10 protein-coding genes are annotated in these 13,876 nt (G+C 70.2%); 8 read left to right on the top strand and 2 right to left on the bottom strand.

All coding sequences use genetic code 11. The features are described from left to right. The first annotated feature begins 577 nt into the window (after window positions 1–577). The 6 genes from IEY73_RS26130 to serA all read left to right on the top strand — a co-directional run bounded on the left by IEY73_RS26130 (window position 578) and on the right by serA (window position 9,867). Window positions 578–2,959 (top strand): putative bifunctional diguanylate cyclase/phosphodiesterase, encoded by a 2,382-nt coding sequence (locus tag IEY73_RS26130; RefSeq protein WP_229716168.1) that lies wholly within the window; start codon window positions 578–580, stop codon window positions 2,957–2,959. Between the two features lie 248 nt (window positions 2,960–3,207). After that, window positions 3,208–5,040, top strand: coding sequence for an acetolactate synthase large subunit (locus IEY73_RS26125; protein WP_189081971.1), 1,833 nt, complete (start codon window positions 3,208–3,210; stop codon window positions 5,038–5,040). 13 nt (window positions 5,041–5,053) lie between these two features. Next, a complete protein-coding gene (gene ilvN / locus IEY73_RS26120; RefSeq protein ID WP_189081970.1) occupies window positions 5,054–5,569 on the top strand; it encodes an acetolactate synthase small subunit in 516 nt (171 codons plus the stop codon). 32 nt (window positions 5,570–5,601) lie between these two features. Then, window positions 5,602–6,615, top strand: a complete 1,014-nt coding sequence (gene ilvC / locus IEY73_RS26115) for a ketol-acid reductoisomerase (RefSeq protein ID WP_189081969.1) — start codon at window positions 5,602–5,604, stop codon at window positions 6,613–6,615. A gap of 234 nt (window positions 6,616–6,849) precedes the next feature. Next, window positions 6,850–8,127 carry a mannosyl-3-phosphoglycerate synthase gene (gene mpgS / locus IEY73_RS26110; protein WP_189081968.1) on the top strand — a complete coding sequence of 426 codons (1,278 nt, stop codon included), beginning with the start codon at window positions 6,850–6,852 and terminating at the stop codon, window positions 8,125–8,127. A 147-nt stretch (window positions 8,128–8,274) separates the two neighbouring features. Next, window positions 8,275–9,867, top strand: coding sequence for a phosphoglycerate dehydrogenase (gene serA, locus IEY73_RS26105; RefSeq protein WP_189081967.1), 1,593 nt, complete (start codon window positions 8,275–8,277; stop codon window positions 9,865–9,867). A gap of 25 nt (window positions 9,868–9,892) precedes the next feature. Here serA and IEY73_RS26100 read toward each other — a convergent pair whose 3' ends face one another. Continuing rightward, window positions 9,893–10,228, bottom strand: a complete 336-nt coding sequence (locus tag IEY73_RS26100; protein WP_373292878.1) for a hypothetical protein — start codon at window positions 10,226–10,228, stop codon at window positions 9,893–9,895. Window positions 10,229–10,646: 418 nt separating this feature from the next. Between IEY73_RS26100 and IEY73_RS26095 the strand changes: the two genes are divergently transcribed. Both IEY73_RS26095 and IEY73_RS26090 read left to right on the top strand, forming a co-directional pair. After that, entirely contained in the window at window positions 10,647–11,681 is a 1,035-nt protein-coding gene (locus tag IEY73_RS26095) for a 3-isopropylmalate dehydrogenase (RefSeq protein ID WP_189081965.1), read from the top strand. A gap of 243 nt (window positions 11,682–11,924) precedes the next feature. After that, window positions 11,925–13,022 carry a branched-chain amino acid aminotransferase gene (locus tag IEY73_RS26090; RefSeq protein ID WP_189081964.1) on the top strand — a complete coding sequence of 366 codons (1,098 nt, stop codon included), beginning with the start codon at window positions 11,925–11,927 and terminating at the stop codon, window positions 13,020–13,022. 20 nt (window positions 13,023–13,042) lie between these two features. On the opposite strand, the gene IEY73_RS26085 is transcribed toward IEY73_RS26090, so the two are convergent. Further along, a complete protein-coding gene (locus IEY73_RS26085; protein WP_306661540.1) occupies window positions 13,043–13,786 on the bottom strand; it encodes a tyrosine-protein phosphatase in 744 nt (247 codons plus the stop codon). Between the last annotated feature and the right edge of the window lie 90 nt (window positions 13,787–13,876).

The following is a 13,876-nucleotide window of genomic DNA, read 5'->3' as shown; positions in this document are numbered from 1 at the left end:
GCCCATCCCCGCCCGTGCCCGCCCCGGTCCCCGCCCGCGCCGCGCCCGTCCCCGCCCGCCCCGCCCGTGCCCGCCCGTGCCCCGTCCCCGCGCGCCCCGCCCCCGTCCCCGCTCCCGGCGCGTCACCCGTGCGGCGCGTCGATCTTGGCCTTTGTGTGCCCGATTCGGTACGCCACAACCGACTTGTCCGACCACAAACTCCATGATCGACGCCCGGTCTCCGGGGGCGCCCCTCGTGACGGCCGTGTGGGGCCAGCGGGCCCGTGGATCTTGAGGTTTGCGGTCCGACTTATGCCGCCATGGGCACCTGAATGGGGCACACAAAGGCCAAGATCGACGCGCCACACGGCCGCCGCGGCGAGGACGGGGGCGCGGGTGACGCGGCGGGGCGGGTGACGCGCCACACGGCCGCCGCGACGGGGACGGGGGCGCGGGCGACGCGGCACGCGGGGCGGGCGACTCCGGGCAGCGTGGGGGCGGCTCCGCGCGGCGTGACATCGCGAGGGCGTCGGAGGAAGAAGGGCAAAGGGCCCTGGAGGGTCTCCCGAAACGGCGCGAGATCCGGCAGAGTGTTGGCGTGCACTCACCGTCCGGCGTGGAGCTGGCCGGGCTGGCGAGCCTGGTGATCGCGGTCCCGGCGGTGGCTCTGCTGGCCGATTCCGGACGAAAGCATACGTCTGCCGCGCGCCGGGCACATCTTCTGCTGGCGGCCGGCGGCGCTCTGGTCACCGCCGCGGCGCTCGCCGGTCTGCTCAGCGTCCTCGTGGCCAGCCGCCACGATCGTGACCTGCTCGCGCCGGCGCTCGCCGCCGCGATGGCGCTCGGCACGCTCACCCTGCTGGTCGGCACCCTGGTGCTGCCGGGCGCGGCGGAGAACCGCGGTGCGGCGGTGCGTCATCTGCTGGACGGCATGATTATCGCCGCCGCGTTGTGGTTCGTCGGCTGGGTGCTGGTGTCCGAGCCGACCTGTCTGCTGGGCGATGAGGCGGCGGATGCGGGATTCTCCTCGTTCCTGCTTCCGGTGGCGGTGGCCGCGGTGGCGATCGGGCTCGCCGTGGTGCTGGCGCTGCACGCGCACCGGCCGCGTCGGGGGACGGTGCGGGTGGCCGTGGGGACGAGCCTGGTCGCGGTGGCCGGCGCGGCACTGTCCGGTGGCATCGGCGACCGGTGGCTGGCCGTGCTGCTGGCCGGGGCGTTGCTGCTGCCGGCCGGCCTGATCGTGATCGCCCGCGCGGTGCGGGTCGCGAACCGGCCGGTGCGGGTGGAGGGCGATGTGGTGCGGCGCGGCACCGGGTACGCGTTCGTGCCGATGATCGGCATGATCGCCGCCGCGGCGTACCACCTGAGCGCGGGCGGCACGATCACGGTGGCCGGGCTGGCGGTGACCGGCGTCGAGGGGATCCTGCTGGTCGGCCGGCAATATCTCGCGCTGGCCGACGTCAGGCGCTACACGTTGCAGTTGCGGGAGCGGGAGGCGCACTTCCGGGAGCTGGCGCACACCGATCCGCTCACCGGCTTGGCGAACCGGCGCGGGCTGCTGCAGGCGCTACGTGACGCGTACGCGCAGGAGCTGCCGCACACCCTGGTCACGCTGGACATGGACGGGTTCAAGAACGTCAACGACGTGCGCGGGCACGACGTCGGGGACGCGGTACTCGCCGAGGTGGCCGGGCGGCTGCGCCGCAACCTGCTGGACGGTGATCTGGCCGCGCGGCTGGGCGGTGACGAGTTCGCGGTGCTCATGTGGGCCAGTCCGGACGAGGCGGTGCTGGCGGCCAGCCGGTTGCTGGCGGTGCTCAACGAGCCGTATGACGTGGACGACACCTCGGTCTTCCTGTCCGCCAGCCTGGGCGTGGCGGCGGCGGTGGACGACACCGGCCGGCGGCCCGCCGACGAGCTGATGCGCAATGCCGATCTCGCCTTGCGGTACGCCAAGCAGCGCGGCAAGAACCGGGTCGAGCGCTATCAGGTGCGCTACGACGAGTTGCTGCGCCGGCACAGCACCCTGGAGCACGAGCTGCGCCACGCGATCGAACGGGACGAACTGCGGCTGGTCTTTCAGCCCGTGGTGGCCCTCCCGTCGATGCGTCCGGTGGGCGCCGAGGCGCTGCTGCGCTGGCATCACCCGACGTTGGGCAACGTGCGTCCGGACGAGTTCATCCCGGTGGCCGAGGAGTCCGCGCTGATCAACCGGCTGGGCGCGTGGGTGCTGCGGCAAGCCTGCCGGCAGCTCGCGTCGTGGCTGGCCGCCGGGCACGACGTCTGGGTGTCGGTGAACCTGTCGCCCAAGGAGTTGCACGCCGCCGACTACGCGGGTCAGGTGGCCGACGTGCTCGCCGAGTGGGACGTACCGTCGCAGCGGCTGGTGCTGGAGGTGACCGAGCATGCGGTGGCCACCGACATGGACGAGCTGGTCCGCCGGCTGGCCGAGTTGCGTGGCACCGGAGTGCGGATCGCCTTGGACGACTTCGGGGCGGGCTACTCGTCGCTGGGGCAGTTGCGTGATCTCCCGGTCGACATCCTGAAGATCGACCATGCCCTGGTGGCCGAGCCGGAGTCACGCACCGGCATGGCCGCGCCGCTTGTCGACGTGGTGGTGCGGCTGGGGCACCGGCTGGGTCTCGAAGTGCTCGCCGAGGGCATCGGCACACCGGCGCAGCGCGCCGTGGTGGAGGAGGCCGGTTGCCGACTCGGGCAGGGCTCGCTGTTCGGCTGGGGAGTGCCCGCCGAGCACCTGGAGGCGCAGTTGCGGCCGTTGCGGGCGCCGGTGACGCGGCCGGTTCCGGCGCCGCGGTCCGCGCCGCCGGCCGGTGCCACCGCACGCAGTCAGGTGGTGCATCTCGGTCCCGGAATGCGGCAGCTCAGAGCGGTTCTGCCGGCGGAGCAGGAGTTCGAACCACCGGCGGGTGACCAGCATGTGGGATCGGTTGACTCGTCGCGTGAGATGGGGCAGGCTTAGCCGCATGTGCTTGTCATCCCGAGTACTTATCTGAGCGCGTTTTCTTCCGCGCCCGGTGCGCCGGAGCCGAGCCCGCGTCCGTCCCACGAGGACGACACTCGCGGGTGCGACACCGGCCCAGGCACCGGGTCCCGAGGAGGAAGACGCGCTAGGTCCCGTGCCGCACCGGCACGAGGGCCTTTTTTCTTGCTCAAGTACAGGTTTTGTTGCTCAAGTGCAGGACCAATCTCGACGCAAAGGTCGCAGTCATGACGAGACCACCCACCCCCGAGACACTCGCCCAGCGGGTCAGCCCGGCCGCCGCGCAGGCCGGTGCCGCGCAGGCCGGTGCCGCGGCGCAGCCCACTTCCACCACGGGTGCCGGATCCCTCGTGCGGTCGCTCGAAGCTCTCGGCGTGGAGGTGGCGTTCGGCATCCCCGGCGGGGCCATTCTGCCCGCGTACGACCCGCTCTACGACTCCAAGGTGCGGCACATCCTGGTGCGTCATGAGCAGGGCGCGGGGCACGCCGCGACCGGGTACGCGCAGGCGACCGGCAAGGTGGGCGTCTGCATCGCGACCTCCGGTCCGGGCGCGACGAACCTGGTCACGCCGATCGCCGACGCGTACATGGACTCGGTGCCGATGGTCGCGATCACCGGGCAGGTGGCCCGGCCGTCGATCGGCACGGACGCCTTCCAGGAGGCGGACATCCAGGGCATCACGCTGCCGATCACCAAGCACAACTTCCTGGTGCAGCACGCCGAGGAGATCCCGCAGGTGCTCGCCCAGGCCTTCCACCTGGCGTCCACCGGCCGACCCGGCCCGGTGCTGGTGGACATTCCCAAGGACGTGTTGCAGGCCCAGACCATCTTCACCTGGCCGACCGACCTGGACCTGCCCGGCTACCGGCCCACCCTGCACCCGCACGGCAAGCAGATCCGCGAGGCCGCCCGGCTGATCGCGCAGAGCAAGCGGCCGGTGCTGTACGTGGGCGGCGGCGTGCTCAAGGCGGGCGCCACCGACGGGCTGCGCCGGCTCGCCGAGCAGACCGGCATCCCGGTGGTCACCACCCTGATGGCCCTGGGCGCCTTCCCCGATTCGCATCCCCAGCATCTGGGCATGCCGGGCATGCACGGCACGGTTCCCGCGGTGTACGCGCTGCAGAAGGCGGATCTGCTGGTCACCCTCGGCGCCCGGTTCGACGACCGGGTCACCGGGAGGCTCGACTCGTTCGCCCCGGACGCCAAGGTGGTGCACGCGGACATCGACCCGGCCGAGATCGGCAAGAACCGGCACGCCGACGTGCCGATCGTCGGCGACGCGCGGCACGTCATCGACGAGCTGATCGCGGCGGTGTCCGGTGGCTCCGGCGGCACCGGCGCGTACGCCGCCTGGTGGGGGCAGCTTGACGATCTGCGCGAGCGCTACCCGCTGGGCTACGACGAGCCCACCGACGGAACCCTTGCCCCGCAGTACGTGATCGAGCGGATCGGCAAGCTGGCCGGGCCGGAGGCGATCTACGTGGCCGGAGTGGGCCAGCACCAGATGTGGGCGTCCCAGTTCATCTCGTACGAGAAGCCGGGCACCTGGCTCAACTCCGGTGGCGCCGGGACCATGGGCTACGCGGTGCCCGCCGCGATGGGCGCCAAGGTCGGCAAGCCGGACACCACGGTGTGGGCCATCGATGGCGACGGGTGCTTCCAGATGACCAACCAGGAGTTGGCGACCTGCGCCCTGGAAGGCATCCCGGTCAAGATCGCCGTGATCAACAACGGCAACCTGGGCATGGTGCGGCAGTGGCAGACCCTGTTCTACGAGGGTCGGTACTCGAACACCGAACTGGGCACGCACAAGCACCGGATCCCGGACTTCGTGAAGCTGGCCGAGGCGCTCGGGTGCGTGGGCCTGCGCTGCGAGACGGCGGCCGACGTGGACAAGACGATCCAGGCTGCCATGGAGATCAACGACGCGCCCGTGGTGATCGACTTCACGGTCGGCAAGGACGCCATGGTGTGGCCCATGGTGGCGGCCGGCACCAGCAACGACGAGATCATGTTCGCCCGGGACGTGCGGCCGAACTTCGACGAAGACGAACTCTGAGAAGGGGAGCCCGATGACCATGCACACGCTGTCGGTGCTGGTGGAGAACAAGCCCGGCGTCCTGGCCCGGGTGTCCGGCCTGTTCTCCCGGCGCAGCTTCAACATCGATTCGCTCGCCGTGGGCGAGACGGAGAACCCGGACGTCTCCCGCATCACGATCGTGGTCAACGCCGACTCCTCCCCGCTGGAGCAGGTGACCAAGCAGCTCAACAAGCTGGTGAACGTGCTGAAGATCGTGGAGCTGGACCCGGTGCAATCGGTCCAGCGGGAACTCCTGTTGGTCAAGGTGCGCGCCGATCGGGTGCAGCGCAGCCAGGTGATGGAGACGGTGGAGCTGTTCCGCGCCAAGGTGATCGACGTCGCTCCGGACACCCTCACCATCGAGGCCACCGGCAACCCCGACAAGCTGGACGCGTTGCTGCGCGACCTGGAGCCGTACGGGATCAAGGAAATGGTCCAGTCCGGCCTGGTGGCGATCGGTCGCGGTTCGCGGTCGATCACCACCGGACCCGCGCTGCGCGCGGCTTAGACAGCCCAAATAGCGACACCGGAAGGAAAGTCATGACCGCGGAAACGTTCTACGACGACGACGCCGACCTGTCCGTGATTCAGGGGCGCAAGGTCGCCGTCATCGGGTATGGCAGTCAGGGCCACGCCCACTCGCTGTCGCTGCGCGACTCGGGCGTCGACGTCGTGATCGGCCTGAAGGAGGGCTCGAAGAGCCGGGCCAAGGCGCAGGAGCAGGGCCTGCGCGTGCTCACGCCGGCCGAGGCGTCGGCCTGGGCCGATGTGATCATGGTGCTGGCGCCGGACACCGCGCAGCGCAAGATCTACACCGAGTCGATCGAGCCGCACCTGAGCGGCGGCAAGGCGCTGTTCTTCGGGCACGGCCTGAACATCCGCTTCGAGCTGATCAAGCCGCCGGCGGACGTCGACGTGGCGATGGTCGCTCCGAAGGGGCCCGGCCACCTGGTGCGCCGTCAGTACGTGGACGGCAAGGGCGTGCCGGCGCTGGTGGCCGTGGAGCAGGACGCCTCCGGCACCGCGCTGGCACTGGCCTTGTCGTACGCGAAGGCGATCGGCGGGACCCGCGCGGGCGTCATCCGGACCACCTTCAAGGAGGAGACCGAGACCGACCTGTTCGGCGAGCAGGCGGTGCTCTGCGGTGGCACGGCGGCGCTGGTGCAGACCGGCTTCGAGGTGCTCACCGAGGCCGGGTACGCCCCCGAGATCGCGTACTTCGAGTGCCTGCACGAGCTCAAGCTCATCGTGGACCTGATGTATGAGGGCGGCATCTCCCGGATGCGGTACAGCGTGTCCGACACCGCGGAGTTCGGCGACTACACCCGCGGCCCGCGGGTGATCGACGGGCGGGTCAAGGAGGAGATGAAGAAGATCCTCTCGGAGATCCAGTCGGGCGAGTTCACCCGCGAGTTGATCGCCGACGACGAGGCGGGCGGACCGGCCCTCGCGCAGTACCGCAAAGAAGGCGCCGAACACCCCGTCGAGGTAACCGGGAAAAAGCTGCGCGGCATGATGTCGTGGGTCGATCGGCCAATTACCGAGACGGCCTGAGTGGCGCTCCCGAAGGCACTTAGGCGGTGACCGTTTAGGGTCACTGCGGACGCCGATGGGATCCGCTGATCGTCAAACGCGATGCGCCCGGTCAACGCCCTGACCGGGCGCATCGCGTCACCGAACGATTACCTGAAACGTGCTTGTTACGTCCTGCTTACCTGTTCAACGCCGTAATCGAATTGTCGACTGATTGGGGTCTTGTCGACGGACTTCGGCAGGTAGCCTCGCCGCATGCGACTGGCTGATTCTTTCCGGAGTGAGCGCTTCGGCGCGGTCCGGATTCATGAGCTCCAGAGAGTGATCGAGCTTGACTCTGGTGCCGGGGACCACGCCGGCCTGCTGCCCGTGTCCTCGGCGGGCAGCCGTGTCGTGCCGCCCGAAGCCCTGCGGGCGGTCGAGAACGAAATGGTGATCGTCGTCCCGTGCATGAACGAGACGCGCAGCGTCATCGAGGGGGTGCTGTCCGGCGTCCCGCACGATTGTCTGATCGTTCTGGTCTCCAACAGCGATCGCCTGCCGGTCGACCGGTACGAGATCGAGGCGCAGACGGTGGAACAGTTCTGCCGCCTCGCGGGCCGGTCCGCGGTCACCGTGCATCAGAAGGACCCCGGCCTGGCCGCGGCCTTCAAGGCGGCCGGGATGGCCGAGCTGATCGCCGACGACGGCCTGGTTCGCAACGGCAAGGGCGAGGCGATGCTGATCGGCATGGCGCTGGCCGCGATGACCGGTCGCAAATATCTGGGATATGTCGACGCGGACAACTACGTGCCGGGCGCCGTGCACGAGTACTGCAAGGCGTACGCGGCCGGTCTCCATCTGGCCAACAGCCCGTTCTCGATGGTGCGCATCTCCTGGCACTCCAAGCCGAAGCTCAAGGACGGCCGCCTCTTCTTCAGCCGCAAGGGACGCAGCTCGGCGATCACCAATGATTGGCTGAACCGGTTCCTCGCCGAATACTCGGGCTTCGGCACCGAGGTGATCGCCACCGGTAACGCCGGCGAGCACGCGATGAGCATGGAACTCGGGCTCAAGCTGCGGCTGGCGGGCGGTTTCGCGGTCGAGCCGTTCGAATACATGGACCTGTTCGAGCAGTTTGGCGGCCTGTTGGAGAACCCCAACCCGGATGTCATGGCGGCGTCGGTGCCGGTTCTGCAGATCGAGACTCGCAACCCGCACTTCCACGACAACAAGGGCGAGGAACACGTCCAGGGCATGCGGATGCAGGCGCTCAACGTGCTGTATCACTCGGCGGTGACGTTGCCTTCCGTGCGGCAGGCGATCATCGAATTCATGGTCGCTCAGGGTGCGCTGGAGACCGGACAGGAACCACCCCGCGAGCGGGTCTATCCGCCGGTCGGCACCCTCGCGCTCGACCTGCTCTACGACGCCCTGGACGCGGAGGCGCAGTCGTTCCGGGAGTTCGACGGGCGCTCGATGGCCGGCCTGCCGCAGGCGCCGCCGATCGAGCGCGGCCGGATACCGGGCATGGAGGCGCCCCGCGCCGCTTGACCGATGCGTCACGAAATGTAAACGGGCGATTACCATTCTGTGACGGTGGTCACCGCGGACGGTATCCCGCGGGGCCGCCCTCCGTGCTTACGATCGCGGCAGGTCGACCAGCGCCGGTCGAAACCGCCGCGACCGGAGGGAGAGCCGATGGCTCCCGTCGTACTGATCGCCGAGGACCTCGCGCCGGCTGCCATCGACGTGCTGGCCTACGACTTCGACGTCCGTCACGTCGACGGCACCGACCGGGGCGCGCTGCTCGCCGCCGTGGCGGACGCGGAAGCGCTCGTCGTGCGCAGCGCCACCCAGGTGGATACCGCGGTGATCGCGGCGGGCGCGAGCCTGCGGGTGATCGCCCGTGCCGGGGTGGGACTGGACAACATCGACGTCGCCGGGGCCACCGGGCGGGGCGTCATGGTGGTGAACGCGCCCACCAGCAACATCGTCTCGGCCGCCGAACAGGCGGTCGCGCTGCTTCTCGCGGTCTCCCGCAACACCGCCAGCGCGTGTGCGGCGCTGAAACGCGGCGAGTGGCGCCGTTCCGCGTACACCGGGGTGGAAGTGCAGGGCAAGACCGTCGGGATCGTCGGGCTGGGCCGGATCGGGGTGCTGTTCGCCCAGCGGATGGCGGCCTTCGGCACCCGGCTGATCGCCTACGACCCGTACGTGCAACCCGCCCGCGCCGCCCAGCTCGGCATCCGGCTGGTGGGGCTGGAGGAGCTCATGCGGGAGAGCGACTTCATCTCGGTGCATCTACCGCGCACGCCGGAGACCATGGGTCTGATCGGCGAGAAGGAGCTGGCCGACGTCAAGCCTGGCGTCCGGATCGTCAACGCGGCGCGCGGCGGCTTGATCGACGAGCGGGCTCTCGCCGACGCGCTGGACCGCGGCCAGGTGGGCGGTGCCGGCATCGACGTGTTCGCCAGCGAGCCGGTCACCTCCTCACCGCTGTTCCGATTCGACAACGTGGTGGTCACTCCGCACCTGGGCGCCTCCACGGCGGAGGCGCAGGACAAGGCCGGCCTGGCCGTGGCGCGCAGCGTGAAACTGGCCCTGGAGGGCGAGTTCGTGCCCGATGCGGTAAACGTGCAGGCCGGCGGTGTGGTCGAGGAGGAGGTTCGGCCGCTGCTGGCGCTCACCGAACGGCTCGGCAAGGTGTTCACCGGCGTGGCGGGCGGCATCGCCGCCGGGGTGACCGTGGAGGTCCGCGGTGCGGTGGTCGCGCACGAACTGGGCGTGCTGAAACTCGCCGCCACCAAGGGGCTGTTCACCCCGGTGGTGGACGAACGGGTCACCTACGTCAACGCGCCGCAGCTCGCGGCGGATCGCGGCGTCGAGGTGGAGCTTGCGGTCGGCGACGAGACCACCGAACACCACAACCTGGTCACCGTCCGCGGCGCTCTGCCGGACGGCCGCGCGGTGAGCGTGGCCGGTACGGTCACCGGGGTCCGCGAGATCCGCCGGCTGACCGAGGTGGACGGTTTCACCCTGGAACTCGCCGCGGAGGGAGTGCTGCTCTTCTTCCGGTACGTGGACCGGCCGGGCGTGGTCGGCGCGATCGGCTCGATCCTGGGCGAGGCGGGCGTGAACATCGCGGCGATGCAGGTGGGCCGCCGGTCGGCGGGCGGGGAGGCGCTGATGGCGTTGACCGTGGACTCCTCCATCGACGCGGATCTGCTGGCGCGGGTGGCGGCGGCGATCGGTTCGTCCCGGGGCAGCGTGGTGGACCTGCGCGAGGGATAGTCGCGATTGCGGGTGCGGTGCGTCCTCAGCGTGCCCGCACCGGCGGCGGGTAGACCGTGCCGTCCTGCAGATCCAGCAGGTCGAGCTGCAGTTCGGCGGCGAGCCGTTCGATGGTTTCCAGCACCACGTCCGGGCAGCCCTCGTCGAGCCGCATCGTGATGTGGTCCGCGGCCGCGTGCAACGGCGCGCTGGCCCACGGCGATCCGGGCGCGGCCGCACGCGGGCCCCGATCCGGATAGTCGGCGGTCAGGGCGTCATAGAAGGCGACGACACGGGGATCGGCGGAACGCTGCGGGTGCTCGCCGCGCACGCATCGCGCGTTGGCCGCCCGCACCGAGTCCGGCGCGTCCGTCCTGTCCATCGCCCACACCACGAGGTCGAAACTCACCGGCGCATGGTGCCATACCCACGGCCACCGGAGGCGGTTCATGCTCCGACACGCGGAGATGCGTCTTGCGCGACATTAGTCCGCATCGCTAGCGTTGTCGGTGCCGCACGTGAGCGGCGGGCTCGTCTTCGGGTGACGCGTCCGTCGGCTGCGCGGGCGGCAGCACCCCCGGCGGGCGCGAGCCACGCGTTTTCGTCGCAACAGCCCCCGTGACCGTTGCCGCGGTCCGGGGGCTGTTCGCGTCCCGGGAAAGTTGCCGCTCGGGCGCCGGGCGCGGGGCCAGTCGTGCGGTGCATGCGCTTAATGCCCATTAAGTGAGACCGGCGTACCGGAGGGCGGGACGGGCGGCTAGGCTCGTGCGGGTTGCGAGCTGACAAGGGAGTTGAGCGACGTGAGCGTGGCCCGAATCGCGGTCGTGGCCGGTGACGGCATCGGCACCGAGGTGACCGCCGAGGCTCGCAAGGTGATTGAGGCCGTGCTCCCCGGCGCCGCTTATACCGAATACGACCTGGGTGCCCGTCTCTATCGCCGCACCGGCGAGGTGCTGCCCCCCTCCGTGCAGGAGGAGTTGGCCGGTCACGACGCCATTCTTCTCGGTGCCATCGGCGACCCCAGCGTGCCGCCCGGTGTGCTGGAGCGCGGCCTGCTGCTCAAGCTCCGCTTCGCCTTCGATCAGTACGTGAACCTTCGTCCCTCGAAGCTGTGGCCGGGCACCACGAGCCCGCTCGCCGGTGTGAAGCCCGGTGAAATCGACATGGTCGTGGTGCGCGAGGGCACCGAGGGTCTCTACGTCGGCGCCGGTGGCGTCCTGCACCAGGACACTCCCGCGGAGATCGCCACCGAGGAGAGCCTCAACACGCGGCACGGCGTCGAGCGCGTCGTCCGGGATGCGTTCGCCCGCGCCCAGCGCCGCGAGCGGCGTCACCTCACGCTGGTGCACAAGACCAATGTCCTGACCAAGGCCGGCAGCCTGTGGGCGCGCACCTTCGCCGCGGTGGCTGCCGAGTTCCCCGAGGTCACGACGGAATATCAGCACGTCGACGCGGCAAGCATGTTCATGGTGAGCAACCCGCAACGGTACGACGTGGTGGTGACCGACAATCTCTTCGGTGACATCCTCACCGACATCGCCGCTGCCGTGACCGGCGGCATCGGCATGGCGGCCAGCGGTTCGGTGAACCCGGAACGCGCCTACCCGTCGACGTTCGAGCCGGTGCACGGCTCGGCGCCGGACATCGCCGGCCAGGGCATCGCCGATCCGGCGGCGGCCATCCTCTCCGCGTCGTTGCTGCTCGAACACCTCGGGCGTGACGATGAGGCGCGCCGAGTATCCGAGGCGGTCGCCGCCGAGGTCGCCTCCCGCACACCGGGAACGCCGCTGCGTACCGCCGACGTCGGTGACCGTGTCGCCGGCGCGGCGGCCTGACCGGCAGAGCCGAACCCCAGGCAGAGCCGACAATCCGCGGAGGGCGAGCCCTCCTCCCGGGATCAACCCGACGACCGGGTGCGCCGGGCAGGCGCGCCCGATGCCGCGTACGCCGAACAGACGCTCGATCCGCCGTGGCCGCACCCACCACGGCGGTGCCGCACACGCCGCGAACGACATTGAACGCTCGTTCGGGGTAAATTCAAGCCCACTCCAGTCTTCGAAGAAAGCAGGTCACGTGCCATGAGCGGTGGTGACAAGATCGATTTCGAGATCCGTCCGAGCGCGGCGCCCGTGAGTGCGGCCGAACGCGCCGCGATGGTCGCCAACCCCGGATTCGGGCGCATCTTCACGGATCACATGGCCATCGTGCGATATGCCGAGGGCAAGGGGTGGTACGACGCTCGCGTCGAGGCGCGCGCGCCGTTGCCGATGGACCCCGCATCCGCGGTGTTGCATTACGCCCAGGAGATCTTCGAGGGGTTGAAGGCGTACCCCACGCCGGACGGTGGCGTGGCGATGTTCCGCCCGGACGCCAACGCGGCCCGGTTCGCTCAGTCGGCGGCGCGCATGGCCATGCCGGTGGTGCCGACGGAGCTCTTCCTGGCCTCGCTACGGGAGATCATCACGATCGACCGGGAGTGGATGCCGGACAGCGAGGACGGCAGCCTCTACCTGCGGCCGTTCGCCTTCGCCAGCGAGGTCTTCCTCGGCGTGCGCCCCGCGATGGAATACCTCTACCTGGTGATCGCCTCGCCGGTCGGCCCCTACTTCGCCGGTGGCGTGCAGCCGGTCAGCGTGTGGGTCAGCCCGGACTTCACCCGTGCCGCGCCGGGCGGAACCGGGGCCGCCAAGTGCGGCGGCAACTACGCCGCGGGCCTGTCCGCGCAGGCCGAGGCCATCGCCCACGACTGCGAACAGGTGGTCTATCTGGACGCGGTGCAACGGACGTACGTCGATGAGCTGGGCGGCATGAACGTGATGTTCGTGATGGACGACGGCTCGCTTGTCACGCCGCCGCTGAGCGGAACGATCCTGCCGGGCATCACACGGGACTCGGTGCTGCGGCTCGCCGAACGCTCCGGGCGCGCGGTGCAGGAGCGCCCGGTGGGCTTCGACGAGTGGCGCACCGGGGCCGCCTCCGGCCGCATCCGCGAGGTCTTCGCCTGCGGCACCGCCGCGGTGATCACCCCGATCGGCACGGTGCGGCACCCGGGCGGCGAGTTCACCGTCGCCGACGGCGGACCCGGCGAGGTCACCATGGGCCTGCGCCAAGAGCTGGTGGACATCCAGCGCGGACGCGCCGACGACCCCTTCGGCTGGGTCCACCGGGTGCGGTAAGGGCCGGAAACAACCGCCGGTCAGTCCGTGGGGCCGGTGAGCATGGTCGCGCGCATGGTCTGCACCTGCTCACCGGTCAGCCCGATCCGCCGCACGTACGACTCCACCGAGCCGTGCTCGGATCGCAGGTCGTCCAGGAACAGCCGCATCGCCGCGGGCGGGCACTCGAAGCGGTGCTCCACACCCTCGACGGCGGCCGGGTTGTTGTCCCGCAAGTAGGCCATCAGCGACGTCATCGGCGCCTCGGTCAGGGCGTAGTCGGCCGCGATGTCCTCGTCCGCCACGCCGAGTAGGGCGAGCGCCAGCGCGCACACCACGCCGGTGCGATCCTTGCCCGCCATGCAGTGCACGACGACCGGGGCCGCGTCCGGGTCGGCGATGACGCTCAGCGCCGTGGCGATGCCGTCGCCGCCGTCCGCGGTGAAGTTGAGGTAGCGATCAGCCAGCCAGCGTGCGCGCACCTCGTCGGCGGAATAGGGGACCTCGTCCCAGTCCACGTGCTCCACCACGGCGTTCAGGTAGGTGAGCCCGTCCGCCGGGCGTACCCGGCCGTGCTTTTCGACCTCGAAAGCGCGGCGCAGATCCACCACCGTGCGCACGCCCAGGTCGCGGAAGGCGGCCCAGCCGGCGTCGTCCAGGCGGTGCAGCGAGTCGGTGCGGAACAACCGTCGCCAGGCCACCGTGCGGCCGTCGAGTCCGGAGTATCCGCCCAGGTCGCGGAAGTTGTATGCGGTCGAGAAGGTCAGGCTCCGGGAGTACGTCACGGCTCCCACCGTAGTCCCGAAAGGTGGAACATCCCTTCCGGCGACGGCGGTAAGTGGCATGCTTCATCCCGTGACCCCGTACGTCCTCAT

Source organism: Mangrovihabitans endophyticus, from assembly GCF_014646155.1.
GTDB lineage: Bacteria > Actinomycetota > Actinomycetes > Mycobacteriales > Micromonosporaceae > Actinoplanes > Actinoplanes endophyticus.
The sequence above is the reverse complement of the archived record's forward strand: the minus strand, read 5'-3'. Positions and strand labels throughout refer to the sequence as shown.